The 17,933-nt window shown below is 60.4% G+C and carries 16 protein-coding genes; 9 read left to right on the top strand and 7 right to left on the bottom strand.

From position 1 onward, the window contains the following. The first annotated feature begins 69 nt into the window (after positions 1 to 69). Positions 70 to 756 (top strand): rhomboid family intramembrane serine protease, encoded by a 687-nt coding sequence (locus tag N6L24_RS12065; protein WP_271844938.1) that lies wholly within the window; start codon positions 70 to 72, stop codon positions 754 to 756. On the opposite strand, the gene murJ is transcribed toward N6L24_RS12065, so the two are convergent. From murJ to N6L24_RS12050, 3 genes are read right to left on the bottom strand one after another with little or no spacing between them, the layout of a single operon-like run. Further along, positions 753 to 2,297 (bottom strand): murein biosynthesis integral membrane protein MurJ, encoded by a 1,545-nt coding sequence (murJ, locus tag N6L24_RS12060; protein WP_271844937.1) that lies wholly within the window; start codon positions 2,295 to 2,297, stop codon positions 753 to 755. The two genes, N6L24_RS12065 and murJ, sit on opposite strands and share 4 nt — an antisense overlap. Further along, positions 2,294 to 5,101 carry a [protein-PII] uridylyltransferase gene (locus N6L24_RS12055; protein WP_271844936.1) on the bottom strand — a complete coding sequence of 936 codons (2,808 nt, stop codon included), beginning with the start codon at positions 5,099 to 5,101 and terminating at the stop codon, positions 2,294 to 2,296. The genes murJ and N6L24_RS12055 overlap by 4 nt, the downstream gene beginning before the upstream one ends. Next, positions 5,061 to 6,233 carry a penicillin-binding protein activator gene (locus tag N6L24_RS12050; protein ID WP_271844935.1) on the bottom strand — a complete coding sequence of 391 codons (1,173 nt, stop codon included), beginning with the start codon at positions 6,231 to 6,233 and terminating at the stop codon, positions 5,061 to 5,063. Before N6L24_RS12050 ends, N6L24_RS12055 begins: the two co-directional genes overlap by 41 nt. 105 nt (positions 6,234 to 6,338) lie before the next feature. Here N6L24_RS12050 and rsmI point away from each other — a divergent pair, with 105 nt between their 5' ends. The 3 genes from rsmI (at position 6,339) to gshB (ending at position 8,585) form a co-directional block, all read left to right on the top strand. Continuing rightward, entirely contained in the window at positions 6,339 to 7,193 is an 855-nt protein-coding gene (gene rsmI / locus N6L24_RS12045; protein ID WP_271844934.1) for a 16S rRNA (cytidine(1402)-2'-O)-methyltransferase, read from the top strand. A gap of 20 nt (positions 7,194 to 7,213) precedes the next feature. Beyond that, entirely contained in the window at positions 7,214 to 7,585 is a 372-nt protein-coding gene (locus N6L24_RS12040) for a YraN family protein (RefSeq protein ID WP_271844933.1), read from the top strand. A gap of 67 nt (positions 7,586 to 7,652) precedes the next feature. Next, positions 7,653 to 8,585 (top strand): glutathione synthase, encoded by a 933-nt coding sequence (gshB, locus tag N6L24_RS12035; protein ID WP_271844932.1) that lies wholly within the window; start codon positions 7,653 to 7,655, stop codon positions 8,583 to 8,585. Between the two features lie 4 nt (positions 8,586 to 8,589). On the opposite strand, the gene N6L24_RS12030 is transcribed toward gshB, so the two are convergent. The 4 genes from N6L24_RS12030 to cobU are packed head-to-tail and all read right to left on the bottom strand — an operon-like array spanning position 8,590 to position 12,169. After that, positions 8,590 to 10,101, bottom strand: coding sequence for a YifB family Mg chelatase-like AAA ATPase (locus N6L24_RS12030; protein ID WP_271844931.1), 1,512 nt, complete (start codon positions 10,099 to 10,101; stop codon positions 8,590 to 8,592). Between the two features lie 46 nt (positions 10,102 to 10,147). Beyond that, entirely contained in the window at positions 10,148 to 11,023 is an 876-nt protein-coding gene (locus tag N6L24_RS12025; protein WP_271844930.1) for a glutathione S-transferase, read from the bottom strand. A gap of 58 nt (positions 11,024 to 11,081) precedes the next feature. Continuing rightward, positions 11,082 to 11,651 (bottom strand): histidine phosphatase family protein, encoded by a 570-nt coding sequence (locus tag N6L24_RS12020; protein ID WP_271844929.1) that lies wholly within the window; start codon positions 11,649 to 11,651, stop codon positions 11,082 to 11,084. Further along, positions 11,648 to 12,169, bottom strand: a complete 522-nt coding sequence (gene cobU / locus N6L24_RS12015) for a bifunctional adenosylcobinamide kinase/adenosylcobinamide-phosphate guanylyltransferase (protein WP_271844928.1) — start codon at positions 12,167 to 12,169, stop codon at positions 11,648 to 11,650. Before cobU ends, N6L24_RS12020 begins: the two co-directional genes overlap by 4 nt. A gap of 74 nt (positions 12,170 to 12,243) precedes the next feature. On the opposite strand from cobU, the gene N6L24_RS12010 reads away from it, so the two are divergent. The 5 genes from N6L24_RS12010 to N6L24_RS11990 all read left to right on the top strand — a co-directional run bounded on the left by N6L24_RS12010 (position 12,244) and on the right by N6L24_RS11990 (position 17,932). Next, a complete protein-coding gene (locus N6L24_RS12010; RefSeq protein WP_271844927.1) occupies positions 12,244 to 13,116 on the top strand; it encodes an RNA polymerase factor sigma-32 in 873 nt (290 codons plus the stop codon). Positions 13,117 to 13,179: 63 nt separating this feature from the next. Next, on the top strand, positions 13,180 to 14,379 hold the full coding sequence (gene coaBC / locus N6L24_RS12005) for a bifunctional phosphopantothenoylcysteine decarboxylase/phosphopantothenate--cysteine ligase CoaBC (RefSeq protein WP_271844926.1): 1,200 nt from the start codon (positions 13,180 to 13,182) through the stop codon (positions 14,377 to 14,379). A gap of 3 nt (positions 14,380 to 14,382) precedes the next feature. After that, positions 14,383 to 14,865, top strand: a complete 483-nt coding sequence (gene dut, locus N6L24_RS12000; RefSeq protein ID WP_442872600.1) for a dUTP diphosphatase — start codon at positions 14,383 to 14,385, stop codon at positions 14,863 to 14,865. Then, on the top strand, positions 14,865 to 15,920 hold the full coding sequence (locus N6L24_RS11995; protein WP_271844925.1) for a HesA/MoeB/ThiF family protein: 1,056 nt from the start codon (positions 14,865 to 14,867) through the stop codon (positions 15,918 to 15,920). Before dut ends, N6L24_RS11995 begins: the two co-directional genes overlap by 1 nt. Next, positions 15,917 to 17,932, top strand: coding sequence for a M3 family metallopeptidase (locus tag N6L24_RS11990; protein WP_271844924.1), 2,016 nt, complete (start codon positions 15,917 to 15,919; stop codon positions 17,930 to 17,932). The genes N6L24_RS11995 and N6L24_RS11990 overlap by 4 nt, the downstream gene beginning before the upstream one ends. The last annotated feature ends 1 nt before the right edge of the window (position 17,933 follow it).

Here is a 17,933-nt window from a genome sequence, read left to right as displayed (position 1 = left end):
TGATACTCCGTCTGGAATTTATTGCCCGCTTGGCTTACCCATGGCGTCAAATGCCGTCAAGGAGCGCCCATGCAACCGCATCACAATAACAGCCCCGTGAACCCACTTCCGCCCGTTGTGGCCGCGCTTGCCGTTGTCATCGTGGCGATAGAGCTGATCTTCTTTGCTGGGTCCAAAGGTGTGGTGGGCGGCCCCTCGGCCATTGGCTGGCGTCTGGCGGCGATGCAGCAATATGCGTTTTCCCCAGATATCGCGGCCTGGATGTGGGACAGCGGCGTGTATCCAGCGGAGCATCTGCTGCGCTTTATCAGCTATCTGTTTTTGCACGGCAATTTTACCCACGCGCTGTTCGGCGCGGTGATTATTCTGGCGCTTGGCAAAATGGTGGGCGAGGTGATGCACCCTGTGGCCGTGGTGGTGATTTTTCTGCTGTCGGGCGTTGTTGGCGCATTTGCTTATAGCCTTGCGTGGGCAGACCCGGCCCCGCTTATCGGATCATACCCCGGGGCCTATGGATTTATCGGGGCTTTCACGTTTCTGATGTGGGCCAAGCTCCGCAGCGTCGGCGAAAACCAAAGCCGCGCCTTTACGCTGATCGCATTCTTGCTGGGCATTCAGCTGGTATTTGGCGTGCTTTTCGGCGGCTCGGGCGACTGGGTTGCGGATCTGGCGGGGTTTTGCACGGGTTTTGCGCTGTCTTTTGTTTTGGTGCCCGGAGGTTGGGCGCGTATCCGCGCTCGTATCCGCCACGACTAGGGTGCGCTGCGCCCGGCGCGCTTGATCTCAGACAATTTGAACGCGCCCAAGATTTGTCCTGCGCCGAAATAGACCACGCCGCCTATCAGCACCAAACAGGTGAGCGCGAGATAACGCAGCCCCGGTGCGAAAAACGCCGCGCGAAAACCCAGGAAGAGCGCCAGCAGGGCTGCACCCATGATCAACGCTGCAAGGCAGATGCGCCAGATGCGCGTTTTGAACCGGGTATCGAGCTGCGCAGCCACACCGAATTGCCGCGCGCCAAGGGCCAACATCGCCACCATCGCCCAGCCTGCCACGGTCGCCGCGATTGCCGGAGCCAGCCAGCCCACCAGCGGATGCAAGCCAAATGACAGACCCGCGTTGATCGCCATGGCCCAAAGCGCATAGCGGAAAGGGGACTTGGTGTCTTCGCGCGCAAAGAACAGCGGTTGATAGAGTTTTTGCAGGATGAACGCGGGCAGGCCCAGACCATAGACGGCAACGGCCCAAGCAATGGCTTGCGCATCCGACGCGGTGGTTGCGCCGCGTTCATACATCACGGATACCAAGGGCAGTGGCACCACAAGAAAGGCAATCGCCGAAGGGATCGACAGCGCGAGGGCAAATTCGCTGGCCCGGGAAAAGGCCTGCTGCGCGCCGCTGTCATCGCCAGCTTTCAGACGGCGTGACAGATCCGGCAGCAGCACGATGCCCACTGCAATGCCAACCACCCCAAGTGGCAACTGATAAAGGCGATCCGCCGCAAAAAGCCAACTGATGGCACCTTCGGTGCGCGAGGCGACAAGCTGGCCGACAACAAGGTTGATCTGCATGACGCCCGATGCCAGCGCCGCCGGCAGCGCCACTTTGAGCATGAGCGCCATATCATTTGTCCAGCGTGGCCGCGCCGGGCGCAGGCGCACCCCGGCCCGATCTGCCGCCACCCAAACCAGCGCCAGCTGCGCAACCCCGGCAACAGGGATGACCCAGACGAGCCAGCGAATGACCTCTTGCCCCAAGAAATAGGCCAGCGTCATTGCCGCGACGGTAAAGACATTCAGCAACACAGGCGCGGCTGCGGCGACCGCAAAACGCCCCGTTGCATTGAGCACCCCAGAGAAGAGCGCCGCCAGCGACATGAAGAAGATATAGGGAAAGACAATGCGCCCATAGCCAACCGTGACGTCAAACCGGGGATCGCCATAAAACCCTTCTGCGGTCAACCAGACCAGCCCCGGCATGAAAATCATCGCCAGCGCGGTCAGGACCATCACCGCCAGCGCCAGACCACTCAGCGCGTTCTGGGCAAATGCCCGTGCGTCCTCGCCCGCCTCGTATTTTTTTGAAAACAGCGGGACAAAGGCAGCGTTAAAGGCACCTTCGGCAAAGAAACGGCGGAACATATTGGGCAGACGAAAGGCGGCGACAAACGCATCCAGCCCGGCCCCGGGGCCAATCAGGCTGAGAATCAGGATCTCGCGCGCGAACCCCAGCACACGACTGAGAAGGGTCCAAAATCCAACGGTCAAAAACCCCCGGATCAGCCGGATGGGCTTCATGAATGTGCCCTTTCCGCGCCTTTGGCGATCGCGTCCCGCAGGCGTTTTTCCAACAGTTTTTGTTTGCCTTCGGCGTGGAATTTCAACCCGAACATGTCCTTGACGTAAAAGGTGTCAACGACCTGTTCGCCATAGGTCGCGATCACGGCGGAGGCGATATAGACGTTGCTGTCCGCCAGGGTGCGCGTCAGGTCAAACAGCAGGCCGGGGCGGTCGCGTGTGTCGACCTCGATGATTGTGTAGATTTCCGAGCCTTCGTTATCAAAGGTGATGGTGGTGGGCACGCGGAAGGCTTTTTCGCGCTTTTTCAGCACATCGCGCGATTTCATCTCTTCAGAGGCGACCACTTCACCTTTCAGGGTGCGGTGAATCATCTTGCTGAGACGCGGCAGGCGCGCCGCTTCATAGGGGTGCTCATCCGCGTCCTGTATCCAGAAGGCGGCCGTCGCAAACCCATCTTTGGATGTATAAGTCCGCGCATCAACGACATTGGCCCCCACGAGCGCCAGCGCCCCGGCCAGACGCGAGAAGATGCCCGGATGATCCGCCAGCGCAAAACAGACGCGCGTTGCGTCACGGTCGTCATCCGGCTGCAAATCTATGCGGATTTCATCGTCGGAAATATCACGCAATAGCTTGGCAAAAATCTTATGCGCATCGGTTGGCAGCCCCTGCCAGTAGGGATCATAATGGCGCGCAGTTTCCTGCTTGAGCGCCTTGGCCGGCCAATCGGGCAGAGCCTCGCGCAGCTGTTTGCGGGCTGCGGTGTTGCGGTTCTTGAGGCCCACGGGTTCAAGCCCATTGTCAAAGGCCGCTTTGCTGAGGTTGTAGAGCTTGCGCAGCAGCGTGGCCTTCCAGTTGTTCCAGACATCCGGGCCGACGCCGCGAATGTCGCAGACGGTCAGGACCGTCAGCAAATCCAACCGCTCCACCGTTTTGACGGCTTTGACGAAATTGCGGATCGTGCGCTCATCGCTCATGTCGCGCTTTTGCGCGACATCTGACATCAAGAGGTGATAGCGCACCAACCATTCAACGGTATTGCATTCTTCCTTGTTCAACCCCAGACGCGGGGCGACGCGGCGCGCGATCTGCGCGCCAAGGATGGAATGGTCAATATCGCGCCCCTTGCCAATATCATGCAGCAGCATCGCGACCATCAGAACCTTGCGGTTGATTTTGCGGGCCAAAATTTCCGAGGTGAGCGGCAGTTCTTCGATCAGTTCCTTGCGCTCAATCTGCGCAAAATTCGAGATGACCTGAATCGTATGCTCATCCACCGTGTAGGAATGATACATATTGAACTGCATCATCGCGACGATGGGTTCAAATTCGGGGATAAACGCCGAGAGAACCCCCAGCTCATTCATCCGCCGCAAGGCGCGTTCGGGGTTGCCGTGTTTCAAAAGCGTGCCCAGAAAAATGCGCTGCGCTTCCTTGTTGGTGCGCATGTCCTCGTCGATCAGGTGCAGGTTGGCCGTGACCAGCCGCATCGCGTCAGGATGGATCAACAGCCCGGTGCGCAGCGCCTCTTCGAACAGGCGCAGCATGTTCAGCTTGTCCTCCAAAAAGACCTTTTCATCGGCAATCGCGAGGCGATTGTGCACCTCAGCGTAGCCTTCTTTGATCTTGCGGCGACGGCGGAACAAACGCTCCATCAGCGGGGCAGATTTTTTGTGTTCCGCTTCCAGTTTTGACAGCAGAATGCGGGTCAGATCGCCCACGGATGTCGCATTGCGAAAATAGTCCTGCATGAAATGCTCAACCGCGCGGCGCCCGCCTTTGTCGACATAGCCCATGCGTTCGGCCACAGAAACCTGCATGTCAAAGGCCAGCTGCTCCATCGGGCGTTTGTTGATCAGATGCAGATGCGCGCGCACCGCCCAAAGAAAGTTCTCAGCCTTCTGAAAAAGCTCAAGCTCTTCCTGGCTGAACACCTTGTGGCGCACCAAATCTTTGGCGCTGGTGACGTGGTAGACATATTTGGCGATCCAAAACAGCGACTGCAAATCGCGCAACCCGCCTTTGCCCTCTTTGACGTTCGGCTCCACCACATAGCGCTGACCCTGCTTGATGTGGCGCTCATCGCGCTCAAGCAATTTGGCTTCGATAAATTCCTTCTCCGTGCCGTGGAAAAGCTGCGATTCAAGGGTCGCCGTAAGCTCCCGCGCCAGAGGGCGGTGGCCCGCTAGAAACCGCTGCTCCAGCAGGGCGGTGCGGATGGTGTAATCTTCGCCCGCGAGGCGCAGGCAATCTTTGACGGTGCGCGAACTATGCCCGACCTTCATGCGCAGATCCCAGAGCATATAGAGCATGGATTCAATCACGCTCTCGGCCCAGCCGGTGATCTTATAGGGGGTCAGAAATAGCAGGTCGACGTCCGACTGCGGGGCCATTTCGCCGCGGCCATAGCCCCCCACCGCCAAGAGTGCGATCCGCTCCCCTTTGGTTGGGGTGGCCAGACGATGCAGCCATTCTGTCGCCACATAGTGGGTCGTCGCGACCAGACAATCCGTCAGCCAGGTATAGGCGCGGGTCATTGGGCGGGCCTCGCGCGGTTTGGCCTCAAAGGCGGCACCGATGGCCTCCATCCCGCGGCTGCGCGCGGCGCGCAGCAGCCCGACCACGGCGCTGCGGGTTGCGCGTGCATCTTCTGCGTCGCGGCAGGCCGCAACGATTGCCGCGCCCATTTGGGCGCGGTCAAAAATCAGGTCTGGCTCACAGATGAGATCTTTTGGCGGAGTCGGAAGGAAGGCCGCAGGTTTAGAAACCTGCGCCTCCGAAACTTCTTGGTGCTGGGTCAATGATTACAACCTGATTGTCACGGATCGTGGCCACCGCCAGCCCGCGTTCGTTACTGCCATCCGCGCGCAGGCGGAATACGCCGTTCACCCCTTTGAAGCCTTGACCCTGTGTCAGGGCCGAGGTGGTGAGAGCATTGCTATTGCCTTGGCCGACAAGCGCACCAATGGCTGCGATCCCGTCGTAGGCGAGGCCAGCGATGGGATGCGGAGAGGCCCCATAGGCGGCCTGATACCGATCGCGGAATTGCCCGGACAGGGCCGGATCGGGCAGGGCAAACCAGCCGTTTTGGACACCCGGCAGCGACAGTGTCTGCGCCGGAATATCCCAGCGGGTGAGGCCAACATATTGCACGCTGCCGCTGGTCAGGCCCGCTTCGGGCAGCAGCTGCGTGAAGAGCGGCAGGGCCCCTGAGGTGTCAGAGGTCAGGAACAGGACATCGGCACCATTGTTGCGCACGGTGTTGCGCACGTCGTCCACCGCAGCGACCACGCCCTGTTGCGAGAATTCATAGCCCACGGCCCCCGCGTTGGTCAGCCCATTGGTGTTGAGCGCGCGCGCAATGGCGTTGCGCCCGACCTCGCCAGCAACATTCTGCGCATGGACAGTAACGACGCGCGATTTTCCGTTGCGCGCGGCAAAGCCTGCCAGCCGGTCAGCGGTATTTTCGAAGGTTGGCCCGAGAAGGAAAACATTGCCCCCGGCAATCTCGGTATTGTTGGAAAAGGTCAGCACATTCACGCCCTTGCCGGCGAGTGCCACACCCACGGCATTGGCCGGGCCGCTGCGCACCGGGCCCAGAATGATTTTCGCGCCATCGCCCACAGCTTGCAATGCTGCGGACTGTGCAATCGCTGCGTCCCCTGCGGTGTCATAAACCCGCAGGTCAATTTGCACACCATTCAGATCGGTCATCGCCAGACGCGCAGCATTTTCAAGGCTTTGGGCAAGAAGAGCATCGCCGGACGTGGAAGAACCACGCGGCACCAAAAGCGCCACAGGCACCGGCTTGTCGGTGTTGATGGACGGACCAGTTCCCAAGGCAATTGGTTCACAAGCGGCCAATACGGCAGCGGCGGTGAGGGCCAAGGCCCCTTTCAGAATGCCTCGGCGGCGTTTAAAAGCAGCAAACATGAACACTATCCTTACAGGTTGTCCGGACTTGGGCCGCCGCAGACGGCATTTGAACGGCAATTTGATTGCTCTGAATAATAGTCTCCCCCGGCGGAGGGTCCAGCTTTGAATCACAAAATAATTTCTTTGGCCCCGGGGCTGCACTTTGTGGCGACACCGATTGGCACCGCGCGCGACATCACTCTGCGTGCGCTTGACACATTGGCCAGCGCGGATGTGCTGGCTGCGGAAGACACCCGTTCGCTCAAGCGGCTGCTTGAAATTCACGGTGTGCCGCTCGGCGTGCGGCATGTCATGGCTTATCACGATCATTCCGGCGCGGGCACCCGCGCCAAGCTGCTGGCGCTGCTGGCCGAAGGGAAATCCGTGGCCTATGCCAGCGAGGCGGGCACCCCGCTGATTGCCGACCCGGGTTATCACCTGGCGCGCGAGGCGAGCGAGGCGGGCCATCTGGTGACATCTGCGCCCGGGGCCTCGGCGATCATCACTGCGCTTAGCATCGCGGGTCTGCCCACGGATGCGTTTTTCTTTGCAGGGTTTTTGCCCAATGCCAAAACCGCGCGCAAAACGGCCCTGCAAACGGTCAAAGATGTTCCGGGCACCCTGGTGTTCTACGAAAGTCCGCGTCGTCTGGTGGACATGCTGCGCGATGCCGCCGAGGTGTTGGGGGATCGGCCTGCTGCGGTTTGCCGCGAGCTGACCAAGAAATTCGAAGAGGTCGAGCGCGGCGCCCTGACCGCGCTGGCCGGCAGCTATGCCGCGCGCTCGGTCAAAGGCGAAATCGTGGTGCTGATCGAACGCGCCGGGGACGCGCAAACCTCTGACGAAGATATGGAAACTGCCCTGAAAACTGCGCTGGAGACCATGTCGGTACGCGATGCCTCAGAAGCGGTGGCGCAGGCATTCAGCGTCAATAAACGAAAAGTTTATGCCCGCGCGCTAGAGCTGAAGAAAGGCTGATAGGAACTGGGGCGGGACGCATGGCGTCATCTGAAAAACGCAGGCGCGGAAAATTGGCGTATCTGTCGGGCCTCGCCGCCGAGGGGCAGGTGCGCGCGGACTATTTGGCGCAGGGATATTCCTTTCAGGCAGAACGCTGGCGCGGCGGCGGTGCAGAAATTGATCTGATCTTTCGTAAGGATGCGCTCTTGGTGTTTGTTGAGGTCAAGCGCGCCGCCACATTTGCACGCGCCGCCGAAAGCCTGAGCGCCGGGCAACGCAGCCGTATCATGCGCGCGGCTGAGGTGTTTGCCGCACAGGAAACGGCCGGGAGCCTATGCGATATGCGCTTTGATGTGGCGCTGGTGGATGCGCTGGGGACAACACAAATTCTTGAAAATGCGTTTTTCTAGGCCGCCTTTGCATTGCAAGCAGGCTATCTGCACGCCATGTAGGGCGCAGCAAACATGAGGGACAGCCATGAAAATCGCCTTCCAGATGGATCCGATTACATCCGTTGATATCAATGCCGACAGCAGCTTTCGTATCGCCGAAGAGGCGCAGGCGCGCGGGCATGAACTGTTTTATTACTCCCCGGATATGCTGGCCTTCGAAGAAGGGGTGATCACCGCCAAAGGCCACAAGATGACCCTGCGCCGCGAGCAGGGCAACCATGTGGATTTGGGGCCGAAGGAACGTGTCGCGCTTGAGGATTTTGACGTGATCTGGCTGCGCCAAGATCCGCCTTTTGACATGCATTACATCACCTCAACCCACTTGCTTGACCGCCTCAAGGGCAAGGCGCTGGTTGTAAATGATCCGTTCTGGGTGCGCAATTATCCCGAAAAACTGCTGGTACTGGATTTTCCAGAGCTGACTCCGCCGACCACAATTGCCCGGGATCTTGAGACCATCAAAGCCTTTAAGGCCAAACACTGCGATGTGATCCTCAAGCCGCTTTACGGCAACGGCGGCGCGGGCGTTTTCCGTCTGGATGAAAATGATCGCAATCTGTCCTCCCTGCACGAGCTGTTCACGGGTTTTAGTCGCGAGCCGCTGATTGTGCAGAAGTTCCTGCCCGATGTCAGCAATGGCGATAAGCGCGTGATTTTGGTCGACGGCGAACCCGTGGGGGCGATCAACCGCGTGCCTGCGGCGGGGGAAACCCGCAGCAACATGCATGTCGGCGGGCGTCCCGAGAAAATCGGCCTGACGGATCGCGACCTCGAGATCTGCGCCGCCATTGGGCCTCTTTTGAAAGAAAAGGGTCAGATCTTTGTCGGCATCGACGTGATTGGCGACTACCTGACAGAGATCAACGTCACCTCTCCGACCGGGATTCAGGAGCTGGAGCGATTTGACGGTGTGAATATCGCCGCCAAAATCTGGGAGGCCATCGAAGCCAAACTGTAAGGCCCTAACGCTCGGTTGTTGTTAGTCGAAAACTCACCGCTTCAGCGATGTGGGGGCGGCGCAGCCCCGGGCTGCCTTCGAGGTCCGCGATGGTGCGGGCCACGCGCAGCACGCGGTGGTAGCCCCGTGCGGTAAGCCCGAATTTTTCCGCCACCTGCGCCAATAGCGCACGGCCGTCAGCGTCGGGTGCCGCAGCCTCTTCCAGCAATTTGCCCTGCATGTCGGCATTTGCATGCACATTGGTGTGCGCCTCAAACCGTGCCGCCTGCAGCGCACGCGCCTTCGCCACCCGCTCCGCGATCATGGCAGAGCTGTCCCCGTCTGGCGGCAGGTCAAGGTCATGATAGGCCACAGGGGGCACCTCAATCCTGAGATCCAGTCGATCCATGAGGGGGCCTGAGATGCGCCCCAGATAATCCTCACCACACTGCGGCACCCGAGCACAGGCACGGGCCGGATCGTAAAGAAACCCGCATTTGCACGGGTTGGCCGCCGCCACCAACATGAAGCGACACGGATAGCTGACATGCGCATTGGCGCGGGCAATCATCACCGTTCCGGTTTCAATTGGCTGGCGCAATGTCTCCAGCACCTGCCGCGGAAACTCGGGAAATTCATCCATGAAGAGGACGCCATTATGCGCGAGGCTGATTTCGCCGGGCATGGCGCGACGTCCGCCGCCGACAATCGCTGGCATCGACGCGGTATGATGCGGCTCCCGAAAGGGGCGGGTGCGCGAGATGCCGCCCTGATCAATCAGCCCGGCGACCGAATGGATCATGCTGGTTTCCAAAGCCTCCGGCGCAGAGAGTGGTGGCAAAATGCCGGGCAATCGCGCAGCGAGCATGGATTTGCCAGAGCCCGGTGTGCCCAGCATCAGCAGATGGTGCCGCCCGGCGGCGGCAATTTCGAGCGCGCGTTTGGCGCGCTGCTGCCCTTTGACATCGCGCATATCCTTGCTGGCCTCATGGGCGGCAACTTCGCCGGGTGCGCTGGGCGCGATGGGGGCCTGCCCAAGATAGTGCTGCACCACCGCGTGCAGGCTGCGCGCGCCAATCACCTGCGTCGCCCCGACCCAGGCGGCCTCGGCCCCCGAGGCTTCGGGGCAGAGCAGACCGCGATTTTCCGCAGCCGCTGTCATCGCCGCGGGCAGTGCACCTGTCACGGGCACCAATGAGCCGTCAAGCGACAGCTCGCCAAGCGCCACAACGGTTTCGCTGGCATCTTTGGGGATGACCTCAAGCGCGGCCAGCAAAGCCAGCGCGATGGGCAGATCAAAGTGACTGCCCTCTTTGGGCAGATCGGCAGGCGAAAGGTTGATGGTGATACGTTTTGAGGGCAGGGCAATGGTCATCGCAGTCAGGGCAGAGCGCACGCGGTCGCGCGCCTCGGACACCGCTTTGTCGGGTAGCCCAACGATTGAAAAGGCCGGCAGGCCGGGGGCGAGGGCGCATTGCACCTCAACCTGATGGGCATTCACCCCCTCAAACGCCACCGTGTAGGCCCGTGCGATCATGCTGCCCCCTTTGGCCAAACCTAAAGGGGGCAGGGTTAGGACATGGTTAATCCGTGCCGTTGACGAGGGCCATGAAAGCGGGCCAGGCCTCTGGGTCCGCCAGCGTCTTGTCGCGGCAAAATGCATTGCAAAAGCCGAAGGTGCGGCCATTCAGCTCCAGCATATGGGTGCTGGGTTTTCCGCTGTATGGGCAGGCAGCGTTCTCGGGCGTCGCGTCGCTTGCCTTGGCCACCAGCGGCGTGGGGCCGGGCCAGTCGGTCAGCGGGTGCGGCTGATCATAGCGATGCAGTCGCGGCCCATGGACAAGCCCCATGGCGCGCCACCGCCGAAATGCCGGATCAGACAGATGGGTGGTCACGTAATCGCGGGCGAGGGCGCTCATCGGCAGATCATAGCCCGCCAGCCGCGCGGCCACCGGGGCAAACATGATGTCCGCCCCGCTATAGGCCCCCAGCAGCCAAGGCCCAGCATCGGCCTCGGCCCGCGCATGGGCCCAAATCTTTTCGATGCGAGCGACATCCTGCAGCACATCGGCGCTTGGCTCGGGCCAAATGAACGCCTCGCGCAGGTTCATCGGGCAGGCACTGCGCAGCGCCATAAAGCCGCTGTGCATCTCGGCGGCGAGATTGCGGGCGATGGCGCGGTTTTTGGGGGCGCTGGGCCAAATTGCCAATTCGGGATGGCGCGCTGATAGCTCTTCGATGATGGCCAGGCTTTCAGAGACCACCGCGCCGTCGGGGGTGCGGACGGCGGGAACGGTGCGCGCCGGGGCAAAATCAGGCAGTTGATCGGCGACCGAGGCGTCTTTGGCAAAGCTCACAAGATGCAGGTGCCGAGGGATCGCGTATTTTTCAAACAACAGCCAGCCGCGCAGCGACCAAGAGGAATAGGCGTAATCGCCGATGGCAAGATCATAAGTCATGCCCAAAGCCTAGCGAAGGAAGCGCGGTGCGAAAAACGATGCTTTGTGCGTGGCCACATCACAGAATGTGATTGATGCGCGGCGCGGCCCAATTTGGCGTGGTGTGAATTTCGGTCAGCGACAGGTTGTCGATCTTGTGGCCAAAGGCGTCATAGGCAGACAGCCCAAGCGCCCGCTGAATCTGGGTGATGATCACGCCAAAATGCGCCACGATCACCAAGTCTTGTCCAGAATGCGCGTGGCGCAGCGCGTCAATCGCATCATTGGTGCGCGCGGCAAATATATTCCAGCTTTCGCCTCCGGGCGCAGCGATATCCCCCGGCTCTTCCCAGAAACGACGGATGTGATCCTGATCGTCAACGTCGTCAAAGCGCTGCATCTCCCATGCGCCGAAGTGTATTTCGCGCAGATCGGCGCTGTGGGGCAGGCGCTTGCGCCGCGCTTGAATCGCATCTGCGGTGCTGCGCGCGCGGATCAGATCTGAGGACACGACCAAAGCGTCGGCAGGCAGCGCCGCCTCAAGCCGCGCCAGTGCCGCGTGGTCGCTGAGGTCCGCAGGTAAATCCGACCAGCCGACCATCGTTTTCGCATGCGTCGGGCCGTGGCGCACCAGAAAAAGCCGGCTCACGGCCAATCGCCTTTCAGGCATTGCGGCAGGCCGGCGACCACAAAAAACGCCAGATCAGCAGCGGCGGCAAGCTGTTGGTTCAATTTTCCCTGTGCCTCGCGAAACTGCCGCGCCAATGCGTTGTCAGGCACGATGCCCATGCCGACCTCGTTGGACACAAGGACAATGCGGCCGGGGCAGGCCGCCAGCGCCTCCAAAAGTGCGGCGGTCGCCTCGGCAACATCCTTTTCGGCCAGCAACTGATTGCTGAGCCACATCGTGGCGCAATCCAACAGCACCACCTGATCGGCGCGGCAACCCGCCAAGGCGGGGGCCAGATCAAGCTGCGCTTCGATCGTATGCCAGCCTGCGCCGCGCATCGCGATATGGGCAGAAATTTTGGCCCGCATCTCAGCGTCAAACGCCTGCGCGGTGGCCAGATAAACCTTGGGGCATCCGGCATCGTTGACCAGCTTTTCAGCGAAGGCAGATTTGCCCGAAGCGGCCCCGCCTAGCACAAAAGTTAGTTTGGGCAACATTTTTTCCCTCACGAATGAACCAAATGGCCTGCTCGTGCGTACTATTCATGAAACCGACAAGCAAGGAGCGGCTGATGTCTTCAAACGGTTATACATCCAACATGGTAACTCGGGGCGCGCGCAAGGCAGAGCTGCTTGACGCCGAAACCGAACGGGCGCTGGCCTATGCCTGGCGCGATCAGCGCGATGAAAAGGCGCTGCATCGGCTGATCACGGCCTATATGCGGCTCGCAATTTCAATGGCGACAAAATTCAAACGCTACGGCGTGCCGCTGTCTGATCTTATTCAGGAAGCGGGCCTGGGTCTGATGAAAGCGGCTGATCGCTTTGACCCGGATCGCGGTGTACGTTTTTCAACCTATGCCGTGTGGTGGATCAAAGCTTCGATCCAAGACCATGTCATGCGCAATTGGTCGATGGTGCGCACCGGCTCCACCTCTGCGCAAAAGAGCCTCTTCTTCAATCTGCGCCGCATTGAAGCGCAGCTGGAACGAGATGCTGAATGCGCCGGTCTTGACCCGCATCAACGGGCGGAGCGTATCGCGAGCGAAATTGGCGTTTCGCTGAAGGATGTTGTCATGATGCAGGGGCGTCTTGCGGGCGGCGATTTTTCCTTGAACGCGGTGCAAAGCAGGGATGAAGATGGCCGCGAATGGATTGACGTCCTTGAGGATGAAAATGCTCTGGGCAGCGATCACGTGGATCAGCAGCATGATTTTCGCGCCCTGCGCACTTGGCTGGCTGAGGCGATGGATGGGCTGAGTGAGCGTGAAAAGAAGATCATTCGCAGCCGCAAATTGGCGGATGAGGTGCAGACGCTGGAAACGCTGGGTCAGGAAATGGGCATTTCCAAGGAACGTGTTCGCCAGCTCGAAGCGGGCGCTTTGGCCAAGATGCGGCAGTCTTTGCAGCCGCACAGCGACGTTCTGCGCGGGCTCATGGTCTAAGCGCCGCTTGTCTCTGCCCTCCAAGGTGTTAGTGTCTGGTCAGCCGGAAACCGGAGTGGCCAAATGCTGGAAGACAAACGTATTCTCCTTATCATCAGCGGGGGGATTGCCGCCTATAAATCGCTGGATTTGATCCGCCAGCTGCGCAAACGCGGAGTTTGGGTGACGCCGGTGCTGACCGCATCAGCCAAAGAATTTGTTACGCCGCTGTCTGTGTCTGCCTTGGCCGAGGAAAAGGCCTATCAGGATTTGTTTGACCTCACCGACGAGGCCGAGATGGGGCATATTCAGCTTTCGCGCTCTGCCGATCTGATTGTGGTCGCGCCGGCGACGGCCAATCTGATGGCCAAGATGGCACATGGGGTGGCGGATGATCTCGCCTCAACGCTGCTGTTGGCGACCGACACGCAGATCCTGCTCGCGCCCGCGATGAATGTGCGCATGTGGGAGCACCCCGCCACACAACGCAATTTTTCACAGATCAAATCTGACGGCGTCGCGGTTGTCGGCCCCAATGAGGGCGATATGGCCTGCGGCGAATATGGCTTTGGCCGCATGGCAGAGCCGCATGAAATTGTCACCGCGATTGAGGCGCAATTCGCTGTTGGCCCGCTGACCGGCAAGCGTGTGCTTGTGACATCAGGGCCGACCCATGAGCCGATTGACCCCGTGCGCTACATTGCCAACCGAAGCTCTGGTGCGCAGGGCACGGCGATTGCGCGTGCGCTGACCCTGCTTGGGGCCGAAGTGATCTTTGTGACCGGGCCCGCCGACGCCCCGCGCCCGGAAGGCGCGCAGATTGTCGAGGTTGAGACCGCGCAGGAAATGGCGGAGGCGGTCCAAAATGCCCTGCCTGTAGACGCGGCGATTTTTGCTGCGGCGGTTGCGGATTGGCGTGTGGATGGGGCAAGCCACAGCAAGATCAAGAAACAGGCGGGGACACTCCCCAGCCTCAGTTTCCTGGAAAACCCCGATATTCTTGCGGCGGTGGCGCAGATGAAAGAGGGCCGTCCCGAACTGGTCATTGGCTTTGCCGCCGAAACTGATGATGTTGTTGAAAATGCAACCAAAAAACGCGCACGCAAAGGATGTGATTGGATCGTTGCCAATGACGTGCGGCCCGAGACCGGCATTATGGGCGGCTCTGAAAACGCTATCGTGCTGATTTCTGAGGCGGGGGCCGAAACCTGGCCCCGTATGGGCAAAGACGATGTGGCGCGCCAGTTGGCCGACAAGATCGTTGAAGCTTTGGCAGAAGGCTGACGCATGACACATGTGACCGCTGCCCTGGTGCCGATCAAACTCACCTTTACCGAAGACGCCGATCAGGATGTCGCGCTGCCGTCCTATGAAACCGCTGGCGCAGCAGGCGCGGACCTGAGGGCGAATTTTGCAAAAAACGCCCGTGCTGGCGTCACGCTTGCCCCGGGCGAGCGCACCTTGGTGCCCACCGGGCTGCGGATGGAAATCCCGGCGGGCTATGAGGTGCAGATCCGCCCGCGCTCAGGTCTTGCGCTGAAACATGGGATTACCCTGCCCAACACGCCCGGCACCATTGATAGCGATTATCGTGGTCCACTGGGTGTGATTGTACTGAATGCCGGACAAGAGCCGTTTCACATCGATCATGGTGCACGCATTGCGCAGATGGTCGTGGCCCCCGTGCTGCAGGCGCGATTTGATCTGGTCGCGGACCTTAGCGACACGGCGCGCGGCAGCGGTGGGTTTGGCTCGACCGGGACTGGGTAATGTTTTTTGTATTTCTGATCGCAGCGGTTCTCTGGGGGATGGGCGTTTTGCTGAAAACCCCACGGTCTGCGCGCTATGCGATGCTCGGTCTGCTTTATGGTGCGGTGCTGCTCGCGCATCTGGTGTTGCCAGACGGCAATGCCCTGCGGCTGGCCACCGGCGGCAGCGCCGCGCCATGGCTGCTGTTTGGCGGTGGCTTGGCGCTGGTGGTGCTTTATCGCATCGGCCTTGCGCGGCTGCGGAGCATGGCGAAACCGGCGGAAACCACACAACCTGCGCAAAATGGCCCGTTTAGCGACACCGAGCTTAGTCGATATGCGCGCCATATCGTGCTGCATGAGGTTGGCGGGCTGGGGCAAAAGCGGCTGAAAGACGCCAAGGTTTTGGTGATTGGGGCAGGGGGGCTTGGCTCCCCTGCGTTGATGTATCTGGCGGCGGCTGGGGTCGGGACCATTGGCGTGGTGGATGATGACGTGGTGGACAACTCCAACCTGCAGCGCCAGGTGATCCACAAAGATGCCAATATCGGCATGCCCAAAGTGCATTCTGCTGCCCAGGCCATGCGCGCCCAAAACCCATTTGTCACCGTGCGTCCCTATCAGCGGCGCTTGGGGCCTGAAGATGCCGAAGCGCTGATTGCCGATTATGACATTGTGCTGGATGGCTGCGACAACTTTGACACCCGCTATTTGGTCAACGCCGCCTGCGTGGCCCAAGGCAAGCCTCTGGCGTCCGGCGCGATAACCCAATGGGAAGGGCAGGTGAGCCTGTTTCAAAGCGATGGCGCGCATCCCTGTTATCACTGTGTCTTCCCCAGCGCCCCGGCTGCGCATTTGGCCCCAAATTGCGCCGAAGCGGGGGTGATTGGCCCGCTTCCGGGCATTATCGGCACCATGATGGCGCTTGAAGCGATCAAGCATATAACCGGCGCAGGCGTGACGCTCAGTGGCGAAATGCTGATTTACGACGGGCTTTACGGCGAGACCCGCAAGATTTCACTTAAGAAAAGACCGGATTGCCCGACCTGCGGCACCCCCGGCGGAGAAAACGTATGACCAACCCTTTGTTGTCTGACTGGAATACACCCTTCGCGCTCGCCCCGTTTGACAAGATCGACGATGCCGATTTTGCCCCTGCGTTAGAGGCGACGCTGGCGGCGCATAAGGCGGAGATTGACGCGATTGCGGACGAAGACTCTCCGGCAAATTTCGCCAATACCATTGAAGCGCTTGAGGCGGCAGGCGCGGCGCTTGATCAGGTCTTGTCGGTGTTTTTCACCGTTGCCGGGGCTGACAGCAGCCCCGCGCGCGAGGCGCTGCAACGTGAATTTTCCCCCAAACTCGCAGCCCATAGCGCAGAGATTTCCGCCAATTCTGCGCTGTTTGCGCGGGTGGCTGAGGTCTGGGACAAGCGCGAAAGCCTTCAGTTGACGGATGAACAGGCGCGGGTACTGATGCTGACCCATCGCGGTTTTGTGCGCGCCGGCGCGGCGCTGACCGGCGTCGAAGCCGATCGGATGAAAGAGATTAAATCGCGTCTCGCTGTCCTTGGCACAGAGTTCACCCAGAACCTATTGGCGGACGAACGCGACTGGTTCATGCCTTTGACCGAAGAGGATTTGGCGGGGCTGCCTGATTTTGTGGTGCAGGCCGCTCGCGCGGCGGGGCAAGAAAAGGGCGCTGATGGGCCGGTGGTGACGCTGTCGCGGTCTCTGATCACGCCGTTTTTGCAATTCAGTCCGCGCCGGGATTTGCGCGAAAAGGCCTTTGCCGCATGGGCCGCACGTGGGGCCAATGGCGGGGGCACCGACAACCGGGCGATTGCGGCTGAGATCTTGGCGTTGCGGTCCGAGCGGGCGCAGTTGCTCGGGTACAAAGACTTTGCGCATTACAAGCTGGAAACCGAAATGGCCAAGACGCCAGAGGCGGTGCGGGACCTTCTGATGCAGGTCTGGGGCCCCGCCAAGGCACAAGCCGAGGCCGATGCAGAGGTGCTGACCGAAATGATGCATGCTGATGGCATCAACGGCGTGTTGGAGCCATGGGACTGGCGGTATTACGCAGAAAAGCGCCGCAAGGCAGAACATGACCTCGATGAGGCGGCGCTCAAACCTTATCTGCAGCTTGATCGCATGATCGAAGCGGCCTTTGCCTGTGCGCATCGCTTGTTTGGGCTGAATTTCAAACCGCTCGACGTGCCGCTCTACCACGCGGATTGCCGCGCCTGGGAGGTCACGCGCGATGGCGCGCATGTCGCTGTTTTTATTGGAGACTACTTTGCGCGCGGCTCCAAACGGTCTGGGGCCTGGTGCTCGGCGATGCGCAGCCAGGCGAAGTTTCCTAAGGTGCAGACCCCCGTTGTGATTAACGTCTGCAACTTTGCCAAATCCGATCCGGCACTGCTGTCTTATGATGACGCGCGCACGCTGTTTCACGAATTTGGCCATGCGCTGCACCAAATGCTGAGCAATGTGACCTACGAAAGCATTTCCGGCACATCGGTGGCGCGTGACTTTGTGGAGCTGCCCAGCCAGCTTTATGAACATTGGCTTGAGGTGCCCGAGGTGCTGCAAGAGTTTGCCACCCATGCAGAAACCGGCGCGCCAATGCCCAAGGAGATGCTCGACAAAGTGCTGGAGGCCGCGAATTTTGACATGGGGTTTGCGACCGTTGAATATGTTGCCTCGGCGATCGTGGATCTGGCCTTTCATGAGGGTGCCGCGCCAGTGGACCCGATGGCAAAACAGGCAGAGGTGCTGGCTGACATTGGGCTGCCGCAGGCGATTACAATGCGCCATGCGACGCCGCATTTTGCGCATGTGTTTGCGGGGGATGGCTATTCCAGCGGTTATTACAGCTACATGTGGTCTGAGGTCATGGATGCCGACGCTTTTGCTGCCTTTGAAGAGGCGGGCGGTGCCTTTGATCCAGAACGGGCCGCCGCGCTAGAGACGCATATTCTGTCCGCAGGTGGGTCGGCCGAGGCAGAGGCGCTGTATACGCGCTTCCGTGGCCGTTTGCCCGGGGTTGAGGCGCTGCTCAAAGGGCGCGGGCTTACTGCGGGATAGG

This window comes from Cognatishimia sp. SS12, from assembly GCF_028369055.1.
In the GTDB taxonomy this organism is placed as follows: Bacteria; Pseudomonadota; Alphaproteobacteria; order Rhodobacterales; family Rhodobacteraceae; genus Cognatishimia.
This window is presented reverse-complemented; position numbering and strand designations above follow the sequence as displayed.